A 19992-nucleotide genomic window follows, 5' to 3' on the forward strand; every position below is an offset into this window, starting at 1 on the left:
CTGTTGGGGTGGCTGTCGGAATCCTAACTGGTGTCTCTTGCTGTACCGTTGGGTAAGCTGTTGGCATAGTAACAGGATTCAAAGGTAATGCCGCTAATACGGTAGATGGTAATAATAGTACCGATGAAATTGCTGTCGTAATCAATAACTTATTCATGAATAAACCTTATTATACTCGTAAAAATAACAATGGAAATTCTGAATACAAGTTCTTCGTAATTATTAGCAATACATATAGGCTATAAATGCTTACCTAAAGAATATAAACAAAACTCCATTTCGTTACAAAATAGTAAAGCCAATAAATTATTTAGACAATATGACAAATTACGAATTCATTATTCAGAAAATCCGAATAATAACGAGTTACTAATAAGAGAAATGTATTGCTTTGAAGGTATTAATTTATCATGCTTATAAAAGCACTAACTTGAAATATCGTGGTTTAAGAAATAAGTAGGCCTTTCTTTTTATAATAAAGATGAAAGACCTTTTTATAACGACTACAATCACTTACTTTCCGTAGCGAACTAGCCACTCTTTCTCTAACGCGACCTGCCAACTTGGATGTGGTTCTGCTAAAGATTTGAATAGCTTCGTATTTTTCGCAGAGCCCGTTAAATACTGTGACGACAGCACAGATGGGTCACCCCAGACACTTAAATCTCCTTTACGAGACTGAGCTTCAGGACTCAGTAAAAAGTTAATTGCTACTTGAGCGCCCTCTTTTGCTGATGCATTCCATGGGATAGCTAAGAAATGAATATTAGACAGTGCCCCCGCTTCCATTGCGTAGGTTTGTGTGGTGCCAGCTAACTTACCACTTGCTTGTGCAGAAAAGACTTCATTTGGATTAAACGTAACCGCAAGATCAATTTGACCATCATCTAATAGCTGCAGTGATTGTGCTGTACCTGATGGGAATTGCTTCCCTTTACGCCACGCAGTTTGATGCAGCTCATCCAAATAGATCCATAATGGCTGAGTTATTTCAGCAAAATTAGCGTTATCTACCGGTTGCATTAGCTGAGAGTTGTTATTAGTTAACTCAATTAATAACGCTTTTAAGAAACTCGTACCATGAAATTCTGGCGGCTTAGGATAAGTAATTCTATTTGGAAAGGCTTTGCTGTAACTAAGCAGTTCAGCAAAAGATTGTGGCGGATTACTTAGTGTTTGCTTATCATGAATAAATACAAGTTGACCCACACCCCACGGCGCTTCTAAACCTAACGTTGGCTCAGAAAAATCACTGTCTACAGGAAGCGTTTTATTCACAAACTCCCAGCTTGGTAACTGATTAACAAATGGACCAAACAACAGTTGGTTATTCTTCATGGATTTAAAGTTTTCACCATTAATCCAAACCATATCAACACTGCCACCGTCATTTTTCCCTGCGGTTTTTTCAGCCAATAAACGTGACGTACTTTCTGCAATATCACCCACTTTTACGTGTTTTAGCGTGACACCATAATTACGCTGTAGCTCTTTATCTGCCCAACGAAGGTAATTGTTTATCTCTTGGCTTCCCCCCCATGCGTGGAAATATACTGTTTGTCCTTTGGCTTTTTGTTCTATTTCTTTCCATGTATCTGCAGCATGAGCGCTAAAAGAAAGTATTAGGCTATTGAGCAATAACAACCACTTTTTCATCTGTTTTTCCTTTATCCATTAAAGAGTATTTTTATTATGCCCGCCAGATTATAGTCTATAAATTATGATTATTCAGAGCTTTGTGGTTATATTTAATAATCAAAAATATCAATTATTTATTATCGAATAAAAAAGAAAAAGGAGCATAATTGCTCCTTTTCTTTATTATTTATAACAGCCTAACGACTATTTCACTAAATCTGCCGCTTCTCTTGCTAGTCTGCCAATCTCTTCCCAACGACCTTCATTGATCATCTTCTTATCAACCATCCACGTACCGCCACACGCATAAACACCATCAATGGCTAAATAGTCTTTTACGTTATTCACATTAATCCCACCCGTTGGCATTAATTGAATTTGACCATAAGGGCCTAACAGCGATTTAAGCATATTAATCCCACCTGACGCTTCTGCTGGGAAAAATTTTAGCGTCGTTAATCCTGCTTCTAATGCTGCTTCAACCGTACTTGGGTTATTTACACCAGGAATGATCTCAATACCAATTTCTTGGCAAGCTTTTACGGTATTAATATTAAAACCAGGAGAGACAACAAACGTTGCACCGGCTTCTTTTGCTGCAATCGCTTGCTCTCTATTTAGTACCGTACCTGCACCAATAAGCATATCTGGTTGCGCTTGACGTAATAGACGAATAGCTTCAACAGCCGCATCTGAACGGAATGTAATTTCAGCCGCTGGCAAACCATTTTCTGCCAATGTTTTTCCTAGTGGAATAATGTCTTCTGCGTTATCTAGCGCAATAACAGGAATAATTTTAACTTGTGCAAGTTGTTGTGAAATATGGCTCATGTAATATCCTATTTATGAATTTCAATTAAATCGTAAAATTAATGTGCTGCATGGATTGGTGCGAAATTATCGCGCCTTTGTGCTGAATAACCACACTGGCCAGTTGGTGACCTTGCTGTGATGATTCTTTCGCTGATTTACCAGCAAGTACGCCAGCCATAAAGCCTGCATTAAACGCATCGCCTGCTGACGTCGTATCTATCACTTTATCAACCGGACACGCGGGAACCGTCACCTCAGGTTGACCTTGAACTGAATAAAGATTGCCATTAGCTCCCATCTTTACGACCGCTTGTTTTACACCAGAATTGTGTAATCGTTTTAGCGTCGCTTGTTCATTACTGTCGCCCCATAAATGCTGTTCATCATCATTAGTAACTAACGCCAATTCTGTAATTTCAAACATCGCGTTGTAAACTAAACGAGCAGATTCATGGTTTTCCCACAAGGCAGGGCGATAGTTGGTATCAAAAGCAATCTTAACCCCTTGCTGTTGTAGTTCCTGTAAACGACTAATCAAAGCAAGACGATCAACGTGTGGCAAAATAGCCAAACTAATACCACTCAAATAAATCCAATCGACCCCTTCGAGATCTTGAGATACTTGTTTAAAGCACGGATGCTGTACTAAATAACGTGCAGCTGAATTATTACGCCAGTACAAGAAAGTACGCTCACCTTGTTCATCAAGTTGAATTAAATACAATCCCGGTTGACGTTTTTCATCTTTCATCACCCATTGCGTATGTATTCCTTCCTCTTTCCAGCGAGATACGATCCCTTCAGACAAAGCATCACAACCCATCGCGGTAACGTAATTCACTTCAACTTGATCTTTCATACAACGCGAAAGATATAATGCTGAATTAAGACTATCGCCGCCAAAACTTTGTTGCATGGTTGAAAAAGGCTGACCATTTAATTCGATCATGCATTCGCCGATAATTGCTATTTTTTTCATCGTATTCACCTATGAAGCCGTTTTGTCTTTCAGATTAAAATACGCATTAGCATTGGTGTAACAAACTCGAGTGATCAGCTCACCTAACATTTGCATATCATCAGGAACTTCACCATTTTCAGCCCAAGTACCTACAATATTACACAAAATACGACGGAAATATTCATGGCGCGTATAAGATAAAAAGCTACGAGAATCCGTTAGCATGCCAACAAAATGACTTAATAAACCCAATTGCGACAATTGCTCTATTTGACGAATCATGCCGTCTTTTTGATCGTTAAACCACCATCCAGAACCAAACTGAATTTTCCCTGCGATTCCACCACCTTGGAAGTTCCCCATCATGGTTGCAAGTACTTCGTTATCTCTTGGGTTTAAGCAGTATAAAATGGTTTTTGGTAGTTCATTGCTGATGTCCATTGAATCTAACAACTTAGATAAAGGGAGGGCAACAAGCTGGTCACCAATAGAGTCAAACCCTGCATCTGCACCTAATAACCTAAACATACGTGTACTGTTATTACGCTGAGCGCCGATATGCAGTTGCATTACCCAACCAAGACGAGCGTATTGCTTGCCAAGCCACACTTGAACGGCTGTTGAAAATTGAGCTATCTCTAACTCTGTTAATGTTTCGCCTTTTAAGCGACGTGACAATAACAAGTCTAAAGTATGTGATGCTGGAATATCTGCGTATCTAACCACTTCAATACCATGATCGGCACTACGACAGCCATGCAAATCAAAGTGCTCTAATCGCTTTAATAACGCGGTTTGTAAATCTGAAAAATGATTAATCTCAACATCAGCGACTTGAGACAACTGTTGGATATAATCAACAAAGCCTTCTAATTCAATTTTGAACGCTTTATCTGGTCGCCAACTTGGTAAAACTTGAACATCAAAACTCGTATCTTGTGCAATAGCTTGGTGGTGCTCAAGCGTATCAAGCGGATCATCCGTTGTGCCTACCATGCTAACGTTCATTTGCTTCATGATGCCGCGAGCTGAGAATGACGGTGTAGATAATAGCTCATTCGCTTGCTGCCAAATTGTTTCAGCCGTGGTCGGATTTAATACTGTATTTACGATCCCAAATGGACGACGAAGTTCTAAGTGAGTCCAATGATACAGTGGGTTTCCTAGCGTTTGTGGCACCGTTTGTGACCACGCCATAAACTTATCAAAATCAGAACAGTCTTTACCTGTAATCAGTGATTCTGAAATACCAGCAGCGCGCATTCCACGCCATTTATAATGATCACCTTCAAGCCAAATCTGGGAAAGGTTCTCAAACTGTCGATCTTGAGCTATCGCTTGAGGATCTAAATGGCAATGATAATCGACAATTGGCAATGCTTTAGCAAAATGATGATATAAATCTTTTGCTGTTTGATTACTCAGTAAAAAGTCTTCACATAAAAAAGGTTTCATTCACCGCTCCTATTTAGCACGAGCGTAAGCCGCTACCGTTGCTTTTGCGCCATTCTCTAACAACTTCTGATAAGCAGACTGAACTAAAGAAACAAAACTTGAATCCTCAGCTAAATGGCCAAAAATAGAACTCATTTGTAATAATGGCAATACGACCTCAACCGAATGACCATAATCACGATATATAGCACGAAGGTTATCAAGCATAGGATCTCTTACATCAATCACTTGCTGGTTTTCATCTTGCTCACCCACATAACGTATCCAACCAGCCACTCCTAAAGTTAATAGTCTATAGTCAGTGCCTTTTTCAATGTGATGATGAATCGATTCAACCATACGTTGAGGTAGTTTTTGGCTCCCATCCATCGCTATTTGCCACGTTTGGTGTTTCAGGGCTGGATTCGTAAAACGATTAATCAATAATGTCGCATAATCGTTTAAATCTACCTCTTTTGATAATGACAATGTAGGCGCTTGTTCTGCCATCATTAATTGGTATGCAGCAACACGATAGTCATCATTTGTCATCGTATCGGATATATGAGCATACCCACCTAAATAACCTAAATACGCTAAGAACGAGTGGGAACCATTTAACATTCTCAGCTTCATCTCTTCATAAGGAACCACATCGTCAACAAACTCTGCACCAGCGACATTCCATTCAGGACGGCCATTGACAAAATTATCTTCAATTACCCATTGTCTAAACTCTTCACAAGCAATACCACACGGATCTTCAATGGTTAGTTCAGAAGTTAATTGCGCTAACGTTTCATCCGTAATTGCTGGAACAATACGATCAACCATGGTGCAAGGGAAAGTAACATTTGCTTCTATCCACTCAGCCAAATTTTGGTCAACCAACTTTGCAAAACCAATCACAGCCGCCTTAGCAACCTTGCCATTGTTTTGTACATTGTCACATGACATAACGGTAAATGGCGTAATTCCCGCCTCTTTACGTAAGCGTAATGCCTCTACAATATAACCAATTGCCGATTGTGGTTTGCGAGGAGATTGAACATCATGCTGAATTAATCCGTTCTCACTATCGAGCTGACCTGTGTTTGGATCACAGCAATACCCTTTTTCGGTAATGGTCATAGAAACAATAGCAACTTGCTCTTCTGCCATTTTCGCAAGTAATGCATCACTGCTTTCTAATTGTGGATGAATGGACTCAATAACCGAGCCAATAAGTTTAACGGTATTTTTATTTTCACCCTTTTCCATTACCGTATATAAATGATTTTGCTCACGTAATGAATGAATAAGATCCTCACCGCCAAACAAGTTAATCTCACAGATCCCCCAGTTACCACCTGTTTTTTCAAGCATCTCATTGGTAATTAATGCTTGGTGAGCACGGTGAAATGCGCCAAACCCTAAATGTACAATACGTGGTAACAAAGCATCACGATTAAACGTTGGTTGAATAACGGAAGCAGGAAGGGTAATGGTCGATATATTCATAAAAACTCCGGTGAATGTGCTTGGCCGACGCCAGTTTGGTCTACAGAACCATAATATCCTCGTAATTTAGTTGAAAAAATAACCCTCGTCTTTGTGGTGCATCACAAAAAACACATTGGCATACCAGAATTAAATAACATTGCGAATTAGGTCAACCAATTAATTATTTTTAATTGCTCGTTTAAAAATCCTTCCCTACTATCCACTTCAAAAAAACAACGCAATTCATGAATTAATCCGTCGTGATAAAAACCATCCATGTATCGTAATGTGGTCATTATCAAATGAGCCAGATACAGCTCAAGAAGCCTCTAACGGATACTTTAAAGACATTTTTTAATATGCACGCGCACAATATTGGCAAAATAGTCCATCAAGTTTACTCCAGCTGGACAACGTCATAGTTCTGAACCATTGCTCCGTTGTAATTTTTGCTCGATTTCACAAGCTGAAATACTAAGTGAATTCCAAACTTCAATCTGATATCTTTCACCTAGTGTTAGTTGCTTATATTGGTGTACCATATTACTAGCTGAGTTGATTATGTGAGAACTTGAAGCCTATTGGCAACTGACTCTCTTATCTATATCAAAGTGGGTAGGTTATTCTTGGGAACTAAGGCTCAATTTGAAATTGGTTCATAAGTTAATATAATGCAGGTTGATTTTTTGTTACCATAGAAAAGTAGTAAGTCATCAAAATAAGGTACTTATGGAAAATATAACCAGACGATATGTCTCAATTGGAAGGGATTTGATTGAGCAATTAAAAACAAGTAAATATCAGGTCGGCGACAGACTGCCAACAGAACGAGATATTGCAGAGCAATTTGGCGTCAGCCGAACTACGATCCGAGATGCTATTATCATGCTAGAGCTTCAAGGCTTAGTTGAAGTTCGTAAAGGCTCTGGCGTATATGTGATATCACTGCCTGATGACGACAACGCACAACATATATCAGTGAACTCTAATCACTCAAATTACGACAATAATGATATTGGCACCTTTGAAATGCTTCAAGCTCGCCAGTTACTCGAAAGCAATATTGCCGAGTTCGCAGCTGCTAATGTTACTGGTGTGCAAATTAACCGTATGAAGCAAATACTTGATGCTGAACGTATTGCGGTTGCATCAGGCAATCAAGAATACAATCACGATAAAGATTTTCATATTTTAATTGCAGAGGCAACTCAAAATAACTACCTCATTGAAGTAGCGCAAACAGCATGGGAGCGCCGAACCAGCAGTAAAATGTGGGCTCAACTTCATACTCATATTGATGACACTGAGTATCGCTCTCAATTTCTAGAAGATCACGCTAAGATCCTCTCTGCTTTGCAAAAGAAAAACCCAGCACAAGCAAAAGAAGCCATGTGGCAACATATGGAGAATGTAAAAGAAGCACTTCTATCACTATCAGATACCGATTCTGATGATTTTGATGGCTACTTATTTGATTCTTATCGAGTTGATGCTTAGCTAGATATAATGGTTAAACCATATCGTTAAAACCCAGCTTATTTGCTGGGTTTTTTATTAAATTAAAGGCCGTCGAACAACTCTCCAACAGATATAATTCCTACTCTACGGTATCACAACAGTAAATGTGCTCTCTTTCATTCTCTTGATAATCAACCGATAAGTCATAACCATTTACTTGCGTAATATTCTTTACGATAGATAAACCCAAAATGGATAAATTGGTTTTCCACTGAAGAGGAGAGTGCAATCAAAAACCTTGGTTTAGTCAGCAGCCGAGATAATTGTTGATCTAGTTCTCCTTACCTAACATTAATTGGTCAACCAATTGTATTATTCGCTTATAATGGTTCTTTTTGGTGCTGCCACAACGTGGCTATTGAGGTAATTAGTGTTTAAAGGCAACTTATCTAAACTGGACAGCTATAAAAATATCCCAGTTAAAATGTTTGAAGTAATTGAACAGGTGAAACAACGCATCAATGCTTCAGTAGAAAACGGCCGTTATCCGCTTGAAGGTGAAGATGTTTTCTTTTTCGTGGTTGATGACAACACTAAAGTCATCTCTGAGTGTAAACCTGAAATTCACCGCAAATACATTGATGTACAAATCATTCTTTCGGGAGAAGAGCGCTTTGGTTACAGCCTCCAGCCATTTCAAAGCATTGCCGAAGATCTACTAGAAGATCGTGATGTTGCATTTAGCGACAACATTATCAATGAGCAATTTGCTAATCTGGAACCGCATGATTTTATCATTTTCAATACTGAGCAACCTCACCGTCCATTGGTTGCAGTCAATAAGCCTATGCCTGTTCGTAAGGCAGTTATCAAAATTTCTCATCAGTGGTTAGCTGAACAATCAATCAACACCACATTAGCGTGGAATGACAGCAATATTCCTCATCAGATTACTCTTAAACAAGCTGGATTACGTACTCACGTTGAAATGCGCATTGTGAAAGATGTGGAACCGGAAGTGATTATGCTTGCTGTTGAGCATAAAGTTGAAGATTTAGTGAGTGTATGGCAAGGCGCGGCGATGCCTATCTCCGAAGCATTTGATGATGGTAATTTATACTCACAAGCGCGTGTTCTGTTCAATCTAGAGCAAGGTTGTGTGGTATGGCTGGTCAATCATATTAAACTGCCTTGCGGTAACAAGATGTCGGCAGACAAGCTAGCATGGGTACCAGCGATGCAAGCTACGAATGGCCAATTAAGTGCGATATAAAAACGAAACTTAAATTAACAGGCTAGCGCCAAGCGGTTAATTAAAAACAAACACCGAGTCCTTTGGTTTACCAAAACTCGGTGTTTTTCTTTATTCCCTTTTCTATATCTTCGGCGGCCACTCGGTTTGTATTAATTTTCCTAATTATCGATGCTTTATACTTTTAGCGCGGGGCGCGTGTAATACATACGTAAGATTGTCACGCTGTTTACAATGATAAAGGTCAGCTCCATTAGGGTTCCGCCAATTGATCCCAACAAAATGAATTGAACATGACCAGTAAGCGCATTCCGACGCCCTGCATTTTAAACAAGGCATAGGTGGCGACTGACGGGCCAAAAATAGTCAATATTTCATAGTAGTGCTCAAGTTGTGGCATCCCCATCACCCACAGCATAGCGATGAAGAACAACATCAAATGAAGACGAAAGCGTCGCCCATCACTGTGTAGAAAGGCACTTGCGCCAATAATAAAGGCCATCATGCCGATAGTTTGTGCGAGATCCCATTCAGGTATTGCCCACTGAGTTAAAGACTCCATCATAGTGACTCACTTTGTAGTTCTACCGCTTCACGCGCAAGACGACCAATCTCATCCCAACGACCTTCGTTGATTAGCGTTTTTTCAACCATCCAAGTAGCGCCACATGCAATCACGCGATCACTTGCTCTCCTGGTAGAACGAAGTAAGACTTAGCGTTTTGATAACAGATGTCTTGAACCATTTTACTCAGCGTTGCAATATCGTTTGGCACTTCTCCATTCACCACCCATTGACCAATGGTATTACATAGAATACGACGGAAGTATTCATGACGCGTGTACGATAGGAAGCTGCGAGAGTCGGTCAGCATCCCAACAAATTGGCTCAGTAGACCCAGTTGAGAAAGCTGTTGAATTTGACGCTCCATGCCATCTTTTTGGTCATTGAACCACCAGCCAGAACCGAATTGGATCTTGCCTGCGATACCGCCACCTTGGAAGTTACCAATCATGGTTGCCATCATTTCGTTATCACGTGGGTTTAGGCAGTAAAGAATGGTTTTTGGCAGCTCATTAGTGATATCCATAGCGTTCATCAAGCAAGACAATTGCAGTGCGAACGGACGGTCACCAATTGAGTCAAAGCCTGCATCAGCACCGAGTAATTGGAACATGCGCGTACTGTTGTTACGTTGTGCACCGATATGCAGCTGCATTACCCAGCCCATTCTCGCGTATTGCTTGCCAAGCCACACTTGAACCGCCGTGCTGAACTGGTCAATTTCTAGTTCGCTCAGTATTTCACCTTGCAGACGGCGCGTTAGCATCGCATCCAGTGTCGCTTCACTTGGCTCTGCAGCATAGCGAACCACTTCAATACCGTGGTCAGCAGCGCGGCAGCCATGTGCGCTAAAGTGTTCTAGGCGGCGTTCTAGCGCAGTCAGTAAATCGTTAAAGCGTGTAATTTCAACATCCGCAGCTTCACCTAACAGGGTCATGTATTCGGCAAAGCCATCCAATTCAATCTTGAACGCACGGTCTGGACGCCAGCTTGGCGCAACTTCAACATCAAAACTGTCATCTTCGGTAATGGCTTTGTGGTATTCCAGTGAATGAATTGGGTCATCAGTGGTGCCTGCCATCACAACATTCATCTGTTTCATGATACCCCGAGCTGAGAATTCAGGTGTTGCCAGTAGCTCATTGCACTCATGCCAAATTTGATCCGCGGTTTCAGGGCCAAACAGTTTGCCAGTAATACCAAATGGACGACGTAGCTCAAGGTGTGACCAATGGTACAGTGGGTTACCCAATGTTTGCGGAACGGTTTTTGCCCATGCTTGGAACTTTTCGTAATCTGACGCTTTGCTACCTGTGATCAACGCTTCAGGTACGCCGGCCGAACGCATACCACGCCACTTGTAATGATCGCCTTCTAACCAGATCTTAGTCAGATTTTCGAACTGACGGTTCTCAGCCACTTCTTTTGGGTTTAAATGGCAGTGGTAATCGTAGATCGGCATCGCTTTGGCGTAATCATGGTATAGCTCGCGAGCGATATCGTTAGATAGTAAGAAATCTTCACACAAAAAACTTTTCATTTTTTACTCCGTAAGTGCCGGCCGTGCCCACACAAAAAAATTTTCAACAATAGTTACAACAGCAATATTTAAAGCAAGAAGCCCTCACATTAGAGAGCATCATTTAATCGATTAAAGAGAGGCGACGGCTGTGCGCGCACCTTTATCTAGAATCAATTGGTAAGCATCAGTCACTGCGCTCACGAAGATTTCATTTTTGATAAGGTCTGTACCGAAAATTGCTTCGATTGAAAGCAGCGCTTTCACCGCAGAAGCGTTCAAACCATGTTCTTCGTAAATGGCTTGGAACTGCTCAACCATTGGGTCGCGTACATCAATTGCTTCGCCTTGCTCAGTAAGAGCGCCGACGTAACGCATCCAGCCGGCAATGCCCATTGCCAGCCATTTGAAATCTGTACCTTGCGCTAGATGATGACGTAACGATCCACCCATACGTTGCGGGATCTTCTGGCTGCCATCCATCGCGATTTGCCATGTTTGGTGTTTTAGACTTGGGTTAGTGAAGCGCTCAATCAGCAGCGTTGCGTACGCTTCTAAGTCAGTCCCTTCCGGCATAGTCAGTGTTGGCGCTTGCGCTTTCATCATCATGTCGAACGCCGCTTTACGATAATCATCGTTAGTCATTGTGTCAGAGATGTGCGCATAGCCGCCTAGGTAACCTAGGTAAGCAAGGAATGAGTGACTGCCATTTAGCATGCGCAGTTTCATTTCTTCAAACGGTACCACGTCACTTACAAATTCTGCGCCAGCAACGTTCCAATCTGGACGACCTGCAACAAAGTTGTCTTCAATAACCCATTGACGGAAGGGTTCACATGCGATACCACATGGGTCTTGAACGCCCACTAGTTCAGCAATTTCAGTCAAGGTTTCTTCTGTTGCGGCTGGAACAATACGATCGACCATGGTGCATGGGAAAGTAACATTTGCTTCAATCCATGATGCCAATTCAGCGTCAACAAGATTAGCGAAATCTAACACTGCCGCGCGTGCTACATGACCGTTCTCTTGTACGTTATCGCAAGACATAACCGTAAATGGCTTAATGTCTTTTTCACGACGTTGGCGTAATGCTTCAACGATGTAACCGATCGCTGAACTTGGATCTTGTGGGTTAGCCAAATCCGCAATGATGAGGCCATTGTTTTTATCTAAACGACCTGTTGCTGGGTCAGCGCAGTACCCTTTCTCTGTGATGGTCATCGATACGATCGCCACTTGCTCTTCGGTCATCTTCGCCAATACAGCGGCTTTGCCATCTAGAGTTGGATGCAGCGATTCAGTCACTGATGCGATCAGTTTAACGTCGGTCGCTTCTGCCCCCTTCTCTGCCACTGTGTAGAGATGGTCTTGCGCGCGAAGTTGCTCAATCAGATCTTCGCCACCAAATAGGTTTACTTCACAAATGCCCCAATCACTGTTGGTTTTCTCTAGCATTTCATTAGTGAATAGCGCTTGGTGTGCACGGTGGAATGCACCAAAACCAAGGTGAACGATGCGTGTTTTTAGGTTTGAGCGAACGAAAGTTGGACAAATTACTTGTGTATTCAAGTTGGTATTTTCGATTGTTTTCATTATTTATCCTTGGCTTCATCATAGATACCCGATGAAGCGAACATATAGGCCAGAAACTATTAATTAAATTAATAAACGAGATTGAGTGACTCCCACTTCGAGAGCAAAACGAAATTCAGTCACCAACAAATTGGTAAACCAATATTTTTTTAGCGATCATACAAACATCCATTAACTCGCACCGCCAAGGCATTATATTAACTAAATAAAATTAATCTGTGACATAAGCAGCATTAAATTGGATAACCAATAAAGGTTTTTACGTCGAAAAATACTCAAAAATCCATCAAGGAGCGATTAAAAACCCAAAAGACCTCAACCAATCAATGATAAAGGGCGCTACACACCGCTATCATTCGTAGCTGATTTGCTAAAAAAAGTTAACAATCTACCTGTATCATACACATAGATTGGAGAAAAAGGCGTTTTTGGATATAAATCAGTCAATCACAATTGAATCATAACCATTTGAAAAAAAACAACTAAATTAAAGATCACACCTATCGCTAATCCAAATATTTTTGTACGTCTTAGAACTAAATCACAAAACACTTCATGGTTTACCAAAAACTATAATTATTGCAACAAAGGTCAACCAATTCGATCTATGCAATTGATTATTTTCCATTGAGCGATAAAAATACCCCCCATCACTACTAAAACAGAAAAAGAAACAGAGGAAATTATGGAACAAACGTGGAGATGGTACGGGGACTCAGATGCAGTCACTCTATCTGATATTAAACAAGCAGGTGCAACTGGCATAGTTACTGCTCTTCATCATATTTCTAATGGTCAAGTATGGTCCGTTAATGAGATTTTGAAGCGTAAAGAAATCATCGAAAATATGGGGATGAACTGGTCTGTAGTAGAAAGTATCCCTGTTCACGAAGAGATTAAAACTCGTACTGGTAACTACGCTCAATGGATTGAAAACTACAAACAAAGCATTATCAATTTGGCTGAGTGTGGAATCGATACGGTTTGTTATAACTTTATGCCAGTGCTTGATTGGACTCGTACTGATTTAGCATTTGAATTACCTGATGGCTCTCGAGCTCTGCGATTTGATCAAGTTCAGTTTGCTGCATTCGACCTATATATTCTTTGTCGCGAAGAAGCGAAAGAAGAATATTCTCAGGCTGAACAAGAAGAAGCGCGTTTATGTTTCGAGTCTATGACTGCCGATGAAATTGATGCTCTAACAAGTAATATTATTGCGGGCCTAGCAGGTTCAGAAGAGTCTTACACCCTTGACGATTTTAAACACCAACTAGCTCGGTATGCAGATATCAGTAAAGATAAGCTACGTGAACATATGGCACTTTTCTTAGGCGAATTGATCCCTGTTTGTGAACAATATGGCTTACGACTAGCAGTACACCCTGACGATCCACCACGTCCTTTGTTTGGTCTACCTCGCATTGTTTCGACAATCGAAGATATGGATTGGTTAGTTGAAAATGTTCCAAGCCAAATGAATGGCTTCACTATGTGTACTGGTTCTTACGGCGTTCGCGAAGATAATGACCTAGTAGGAATGATCAACAAACACGCAGATCGCATCTACTTCACTCACTTACGTTCTACTCAACGTGATGAAACTAACCCGTTATCGTTCCACGAAGCAGCTCACTTAGAAGGTGATGTTGATATGTATGGCGTTGTTTCTGCACTACTAGCGGAAGAACAGAAACGCCAAGAATTAGGCGATACCCGTAAAATCCCAATGCGTCCGGATCATGGTCACCAAATGTTGGATGACCTAAAGAAAAAGAACATGAACGGCTACTCTGCGATTGGACGCTTGAAAGGTCTTGCGGAAGTTCGCGGAATGGAAGCAGCACTAAAACGTGCTTTCTTTAGTTAAATAGCTTAAAGGTGGTCGGAATTGGTCTGGCTACCTAAATATGGAAGTTTAATTATGAGTACAATAACGGCTACACCGCAACAAAGGTCATGGCTCTGGAACTTTTTTAATAAAGTTGATTCGAGTAACCCGAATAAGAAATTATGTTTAAAAAATAAAATTGGATATATGTTCGGTGACATCGGTAATAACATGTCATTTGCTTTATCTTCTACATTTTTCATGGCGTTTTATGTAGATGTTATCGGCGTATCCGCAGCAGCTGTGGGGGTTTTATTCCTTGTTGCTCGTATCTGGGATGGCTGTAATGATCCAATCATGGGGACAATCTCAGAGCGCGCATACATCAAGAAAAACGATCCGAAAGCAGATAAGTATCGCCCTTACCTATTAAAAGGTACGTTCATGCTTGCCGCAGCAGCAGTATTAATGTTCTTGGTTCCAGATTCACTAGAATCAATGAACGCTAAAATTGCTTGGATGTCAGCTACATACATCATTTGGGGCATGTGCTATACATTTGTTAACATTCCTTATGGGTCACTTGCCTCTTCAATGACACAAGATGCGGCAGAGGGTCTAGCACTTTCTAACTTCCGTGTATTTGGTGCGATTTTAGCTGGCACGATCATCAAAACTGCATTACCAATTGCTTTCGTTATCTTTGCTGACGATATGAAAACTGCGTACCTAGTTGGTGCGGTTGCTTGTAGTATTTTAGGCATCACCTCTCACGCACTAGCGTTCTTGAATACTAAAGAGAACATCAAACCAGAACCACAACCAATGACCCCGTTTAAAGATCAGATTCGCTCTATCTTTACTAACCGTCTTCTAATCGCAGCAGCAATGGCTGGTCTTGTTTCACTAACTGCACTTTATGGTATTGGTGGCGTTCTACTGTTCTACATCCGTAGTAACCTAGACAACGCGATGGAAATCCTTGCTTATACAGGTTTTATTGACTTGACAGTAATGGCATTGATTATGAAATTCAGCCCTAAACTCGTTGATAAGTACGGCAACCGTCTTCTTATCCTATGGTGTTGTGCTGGCTCTCTAATCTTCTGTACGGCTGGTTACTTCCTAGTATCTACTCCAATGCAATATCTAACGTTCTACTGTATAGAAAAAATATTCAGCATGTTCAGTGTCGGTGTGATGTGGGCATTAGTTGCTGACTGTATCGAATACAACCATTACAAAACTGGTAAGCGTGAAGCTGGTGTTATCTACTCTGCTTACTCTCTGTCTCGTAAACTAGCAGGTGCTCTAGCTGGTCTAGTGGGTGGTATTGGTGTGACTCTAGTAGGTTACAACGCGACTCTAGCAACTCAAACGCTTGAAACGCAACAAGGCTTACACGCTATCGTGTTCTTAATGCCAGCAGTTGCAGCAGGTTTGATGTGGTTAATCTTCAAGTTCATTTGGAACCTAACTCCTGAAAAACGTGAAGAAATGGTTAGACACAACCAAGCTATGATGAAATTAGGCGACAAAGGCTAATTTAAATAATCTGGAATAATAAAAACTCAGTAACCAAAATAATTACTAAAACAATAATCAAAATAATAACCAAAATAATAATAATACAATAATCGTGACCTGTTTAGCGGTCTAATTTGGCTGCTAAACACTAATTAAAAATAAATCCCTATTAATTAGAAACAAACAAAAGGTTAATAAAATTGAAAAGTATAATAGTAAATAAAGGAATATTAGCATCTGCTATTACTCTTATCCTAACAAATAGTGCTATTGCGTCTGAACCTGTCGGTGAACTTGATCAGTCTTTGACTCTCAAACTACATAATGAATTACGTGTAGCGGATCGCCCTAGTGCATGTGGTGATGGTGATTATGACAGTGATGGCAACCCAAATACCACACCAATTGATCGCAACTGCAAATCTGCAGACGTGAAAGCATGGGTACAAGGCGCCATGCTAGATTATGAAACTGAAAATCTACTGCCATGGCTAGACGTTCAAGCATACGGTTATACAGTCCAAAAACTGTGGTCGCCATCTAGCGCAACGAGTCGTTTCTACTTAGATGAAAGTAGCGGTAGCGCTGAATCGTTCTCATTGTTTGGAGGTTCTTTGAACTTCAAACCTACAGATAACGTAGAGTTGAAATTAGGTCGCTTTGGTGTCGATATGGGACACGGTACTATCGATCATGCAGTGCCACTCTTAGAATACAGCTCAATTCGTACCATGCCTTACATGCGTGAGGGTGCGATGCTTCGCTATTCACCAACTGAAAATTCACACTTCTATGGTGCGATTACTAACAGGTTTGGTGGTGGTTACTACACTGAAATGGTTGATGAAAGTGTTGCTAACGGGGATAAAAGCGAGAGGTACTTTTCTGCATACGTATATGACGAATCCATGAAGCACTTTGGCCTTGGTATGAGCTATCAAGGTGATGTTTCTGTTCAGGCACAAATGAATACCGATTACGCGTGGATAAATAATGATAAATCCTTTATTAAACTAGATGGTCGTGCGTTCTATGGTAGTTTAATAGGGTATACCAAAGACGCTCAACCATTAGGTAAGGACGATTCTACTTATGTAGTTTCTGGTCAAATTACCTACGCAAAAGGCAACATGTTTGCTAATGCTGGTTTTGGTCAAGTTGGTTCTCGTATCGATGCGGGTGGTATCGATACAGATATCGGCTTCCCGTTTGATATGTCAATCTCTCGCAACTACCAAAACACTACATCGTTCTCGACTGGTGCAGGTTACAACTTCAATGAAAACTGGATGGCCATGCTATCTCTAGTTAAGACCGACGGTGATTTAAATTATCACGAAACGACTGAAGTTGACGGCGTTGGTGCAAACTTGGTTATCCAGCACAAGTTTACACAAGGTAGCTTGAAAGGCGTATCTACTCAGTTAATTGTTAACAAAGCTATGGAAAAACGTACAGGTGTGGTTAACGAAGATCTTGATTACTATGATATTAACCTAGACATCAAATACACATTTAACATCATGTAATAATATATGATAGATATTACTTAAATTTAGAGTAATTAATATCAATTATTTTACAAAGTAGCAACTTTAAATACTTTTTAAACTTATAAACACCATTTTATTTAAAGTAAAAATCAAGTGAATAAATAATTGTCTGTATTAATGCACTCAACAGACAATCGAAAACTCCAGTTATAAAGCATTGTATTTATATTTAAAACAACGCATTACAATTGATAAAATATTGACTGACTTCACTGTTTAATAATAAGCATTGAATTATTATTAATTATATAAACTTAATTACAAAACAATATATTAAATAAATTACTGAGGTATTATATGACTGTTCGCGTAGGCATTATTGGCATTGGACAACAAGGTTCGATGTATTCTTCTGTTGTAGCTCACGGCAAACTAATGGGTAATGACATCGGCACTGTTGAAGGCATGGAATTAGGTGCGGTATGTGATATTAGCCCTGAGCGTAAAACATGGGCAGCTGAAACAATTCCTAATGTTCCTTTCTTCACTGATTACATCGAAATGATGGACAGTGGTCTAGTTGATGCTGTGTTTGTAGTAGTTCCACACTATCTACACCCAGAAATGGCTATCGAAGCAATGAAGCGTAACCTTCACGTGCTTGTTGATAAGCCTGCAGGTGTTTACACCAAGCAAGTTAAAGAAATGAACGAATTCGCGGCAACTAAGCCTGAACTAAAATTCGCAATGATGTTCAACCAACGTATGAACCCTCTTTACATTAAGCTTAAAGAAATCATGGATTCAGGTGTTATTGGTGAAATTCGTCGTACAAACTGGATGATCACGACTTGGTGGCGTCCAGAGGGCTACTACCAAATGAGCGAATGGCGTGCAACTTGGGGCGGTGAAGGCGGTGGCGTTCTAATCAACCAAGCACCACACCAAATCGATTTGTGGCAGTGGCTATGTGGTATGCCGACCAAAGTACTAGCGAAAGCATCTTACGGAAGTCAACGTAACATCGCGGTAGAAGATGATGTTACCACACTTGTTGAATACGCGAACGGTGCGACAGGTTCATTCATCACTTGTGTTCACGACCTCATGGGTACTGACCGCTTTGAAATTCTTGGTGATAAGGGCAAGATTGTTGTTGATGGCAGCAAGAAAATTACGCTTAAAGTGCTTAACGAACCTGAGCAAGAAATCAGCAAAAACCTATCATTTGATGACATGAAGCAGTTGTTCATGGGCGGTGGCATTGGTGACCGTGTTACTGAGAGCACTTTTGAATTTGATGACCAGTGGGGCATTCAACACAAAGATGTAATGAAGAACTTTGCAAGCGCTATCCTGAACGATACACCACTTGTCGCTCACGGTTCTGAAGGCATCAATGCATTAAGCATCACAAATGCAATGCACCTATCTAGCTGGTTGGGTGAAGAAGTTTCACTACCAATCGATGAAGACCTATACTTCGCCAAACTTCAAGAGAAGATTGATGAAGAAACAGCTAAGAAGGTGAACTAATCATGACTAAGCCGCAAATTGCTGTTCAGATGATGATGCTGAAAGATAAAGTTGCAGAAAACGGTATCTACGAAACTTTAAAAACTTTATCTGGTATGGGGTTCAACGCTGTTGAGATATCACAGCTTGATATGACCGAAGAAAACGTAGTCGCAATGGAAAAAGCGATTCAAGACTTCGGTATCAATATTTGTTCTCTAAGTGCTTACACGCAACAGATTCACCCAAGCTTCCCTGTTGACTCTTTTGACTTGCACTACGACAAGATCATCTCTGATGCGAAACGTTTGAACGTTGAATATCTACGTATCGGTATGCTTCCATTCTCAATGTTTGGTGATGTTGAGAAAGTTGTTCAGTTTGCGAAAGAAATGGATAAGTGGGGCGAGAAGCTAAGCGCTGAAGGCATTAAGCTTTTCTACCACAATCACCATTTAGAGTTCGATAAAGTAGATGGTAAATCATACTTTGATATGCTGCTTGAAAACACGAACCCAGAAAACATCGGTTTTGAAATTGATGTTCACTGGATCCAACGTGCCGGTTTAAATCCAGTTACTGTGATTGAAAATCTGCAAGGCCGAGCTGAATTAGTTCACCTTAAAGATTTCCGTATCGCTACCCCTGATCCAGAGGCAATGATGGGCGCTCTTGCAAAAGGGGATATGTCAGTGTTCTTTAACACCATCCAATTCGCTGAAATTGGTGAAGGTAACCTTGATTTTAAAGCAATCATCAAAGCTTGTGAACGTACTGGTGTTAAATACCTACCAATCGAACAAGATGATACTTACGGACGTGATCCGTTCGAATCTCTACAAATCAGTATGGATAACCTAAAAGCACTTGGTTTCTCTGAGTACTTCTAAGTCCCAAACTAAATAGTA

Annotated in this window: 16 protein-coding genes and 3 pseudogenes; 8 read left to right on the top strand and 11 right to left on the bottom strand. The window is 40.6% G+C overall.

The features are described from left to right. Positions 1 to 513 precede the first annotated feature (513 nt). The 5 genes from F8B77_RS01855 to F8B77_RS01875 all read right to left on the bottom strand — a co-directional run bounded on the left by F8B77_RS01855 (position 514) and on the right by F8B77_RS01875 (position 6346). A complete protein-coding gene (locus tag F8B77_RS01855; RefSeq protein ID WP_151653195.1) occupies positions 514 to 1656 on the bottom strand; it encodes an ABC transporter substrate-binding protein in 1143 nt (380 codons plus the stop codon). Between the two features lie 186 nt (positions 1657 to 1842). Continuing rightward, positions 1843 to 2469, bottom strand: coding sequence for a bifunctional 4-hydroxy-2-oxoglutarate aldolase/2-dehydro-3-deoxy-phosphogluconate aldolase (locus F8B77_RS01860; RefSeq protein WP_130045219.1), 627 nt, complete (start codon positions 2467 to 2469; stop codon positions 1843 to 1845). Between the two features lie 25 nt (positions 2470 to 2494). After that, positions 2495 to 3430 carry a sugar kinase gene (locus F8B77_RS01865; RefSeq protein WP_151653197.1) on the bottom strand — a complete coding sequence of 312 codons (936 nt, stop codon included), beginning with the start codon at positions 3428 to 3430 and terminating at the stop codon, positions 2495 to 2497. A gap of 9 nt (positions 3431 to 3439) precedes the next feature. Then, positions 3440 to 4867 carry a glucuronate isomerase gene (gene uxaC, locus F8B77_RS01870; RefSeq protein ID WP_151653199.1) on the bottom strand — a complete coding sequence of 476 codons (1428 nt, stop codon included), beginning with the start codon at positions 4865 to 4867 and terminating at the stop codon, positions 3440 to 3442. Positions 4868 to 4876: 9 nt separating this feature from the next. Further along, on the bottom strand, positions 4877 to 6346 hold the full coding sequence (locus tag F8B77_RS01875) for a mannitol dehydrogenase family protein (protein WP_151653201.1): 1470 nt from the start codon (positions 6344 to 6346) through the stop codon (positions 4877 to 4879). A 223-nt stretch (positions 6347 to 6569) separates the two neighbouring features. Between F8B77_RS01875 and F8B77_RS18085 the strand changes: the two genes are divergently transcribed. Then, positions 6570 to 6686, top strand: a complete 117-nt coding sequence (locus F8B77_RS18085; RefSeq protein ID WP_425277975.1) for a glycoside hydrolase family 2 TIM barrel-domain containing protein — start codon at positions 6570 to 6572, stop codon at positions 6684 to 6686. A 61-nt stretch (positions 6687 to 6747) separates the two neighbouring features. Here the strand turns inward: F8B77_RS18085 and F8B77_RS01885 are convergent. Then, a pseudogene (locus F8B77_RS01885) lies at positions 6748 to 6870 on the bottom strand (IS30-like element ISVsa7 family transposase); the annotation flags it as partial. Between the two features lie 187 nt (positions 6871 to 7057). Between F8B77_RS01885 and F8B77_RS01890 the strand changes: the two are divergent. Then, entirely contained in the window at positions 7058 to 7825 is a 768-nt protein-coding gene (locus F8B77_RS01890) for an FCD domain-containing protein (protein WP_151653203.1), read from the top strand. Between the two features lie 100 nt (positions 7826 to 7925). Here F8B77_RS01890 and F8B77_RS17455 read toward each other — a convergent pair whose 3' ends face one another. Then, on the bottom strand, positions 7926 to 8075 hold the full coding sequence (locus F8B77_RS17455; protein WP_167512731.1) for a hypothetical protein: 150 nt from the start codon (positions 8073 to 8075) through the stop codon (positions 7926 to 7928). Between the two features lie 141 nt (positions 8076 to 8216). Here F8B77_RS17455 and F8B77_RS01895 point away from each other — a divergent pair, with 141 nt between their 5' ends. Next, positions 8217 to 9059: a NanQ anomerase/TabA/YiaL family protein gene (locus F8B77_RS01895; protein WP_151653206.1), complete on the top strand. Its 843-nt coding sequence runs from the start codon at positions 8217 to 8219 to the stop codon at positions 9057 to 9059. 155 nt (positions 9060 to 9214) lie between these two features. Here the strand turns inward: F8B77_RS01895 and F8B77_RS01900 are convergent. From F8B77_RS01900 to F8B77_RS01915, 4 genes and pseudogenes are all read right to left on the bottom strand, one after another. Further along, positions 9215 to 9603, bottom strand: a pseudogene (locus F8B77_RS01900) (YgjV family protein). Beyond that, positions 9600 to 9728: pseudogene (locus F8B77_RS01905) on the bottom strand (bifunctional 4-hydroxy-2-oxoglutarate aldolase/2-dehydro-3-deoxy-phosphogluconate aldolase); the annotation flags it as partial. The pseudogenes F8B77_RS01900 and F8B77_RS01905, both read right to left, overlap by 4 nt. Beyond that, the gene (uxaC, locus tag F8B77_RS01910; RefSeq protein WP_151653208.1) at positions 9713 to 11143 is read right to left on the bottom strand and encodes a glucuronate isomerase; all 1431 of its coding nucleotides are present in this window, start codon (positions 11141 to 11143) and stop codon (positions 9713 to 9715) included. The gene uxaC (F8B77_RS01910) and the pseudogene F8B77_RS01905, both read right to left, overlap by 16 nt. Positions 11144 to 11254: 111 nt before the next feature. Then, positions 11255 to 12718, bottom strand: coding sequence for a fructuronate reductase (locus F8B77_RS01915; RefSeq protein ID WP_151653210.1), 1464 nt, complete (start codon positions 12716 to 12718; stop codon positions 11255 to 11257). A gap of 685 nt (positions 12719 to 13403) precedes the next feature. Here F8B77_RS01915 and uxuA point away from each other — a divergent pair. The 5 genes from uxuA (at position 13404) to F8B77_RS01940 (ending at position 19974) form a co-directional block, all read left to right on the top strand. Continuing rightward, positions 13404 to 14588 (top strand): mannonate dehydratase, encoded by a 1185-nt coding sequence (gene uxuA, locus F8B77_RS01920; protein WP_151653212.1) that lies wholly within the window; start codon positions 13404 to 13406, stop codon positions 14586 to 14588. Between the two features lie 54 nt (positions 14589 to 14642). Further along, complete coding sequence (locus tag F8B77_RS01925; protein WP_130045228.1) at positions 14643 to 16094, top strand: MFS transporter; 1452 nt, start codon at positions 14643 to 14645, stop codon at positions 16092 to 16094. Between the two features lie 182 nt (positions 16095 to 16276). Next, positions 16277 to 17605 (top strand): OprD family porin, encoded by a 1329-nt coding sequence (locus F8B77_RS01930; RefSeq protein ID WP_151653214.1) that lies wholly within the window; start codon positions 16277 to 16279, stop codon positions 17603 to 17605. 321 nt (positions 17606 to 17926) lie between these two features. Next, positions 17927 to 19105, top strand: a complete 1179-nt coding sequence (locus F8B77_RS01935; protein ID WP_151653216.1) for a Gfo/Idh/MocA family protein — start codon at positions 17927 to 17929, stop codon at positions 19103 to 19105. A gap of 2 nt (positions 19106 to 19107) precedes the next feature. Beyond that, on the top strand, positions 19108 to 19974 hold the full coding sequence (locus F8B77_RS01940) for a sugar phosphate isomerase/epimerase family protein (protein ID WP_151653218.1): 867 nt from the start codon (positions 19108 to 19110) through the stop codon (positions 19972 to 19974). Positions 19975 to 19992: the final 18 nt, after the last annotated feature.

It is taken from the genome of Aliivibrio finisterrensis (genome assembly GCF_008933155.1).
Lineage (GTDB): Bacteria > Pseudomonadota > Gammaproteobacteria > Enterobacterales > Vibrionaceae > Aliivibrio > Aliivibrio finisterrensis.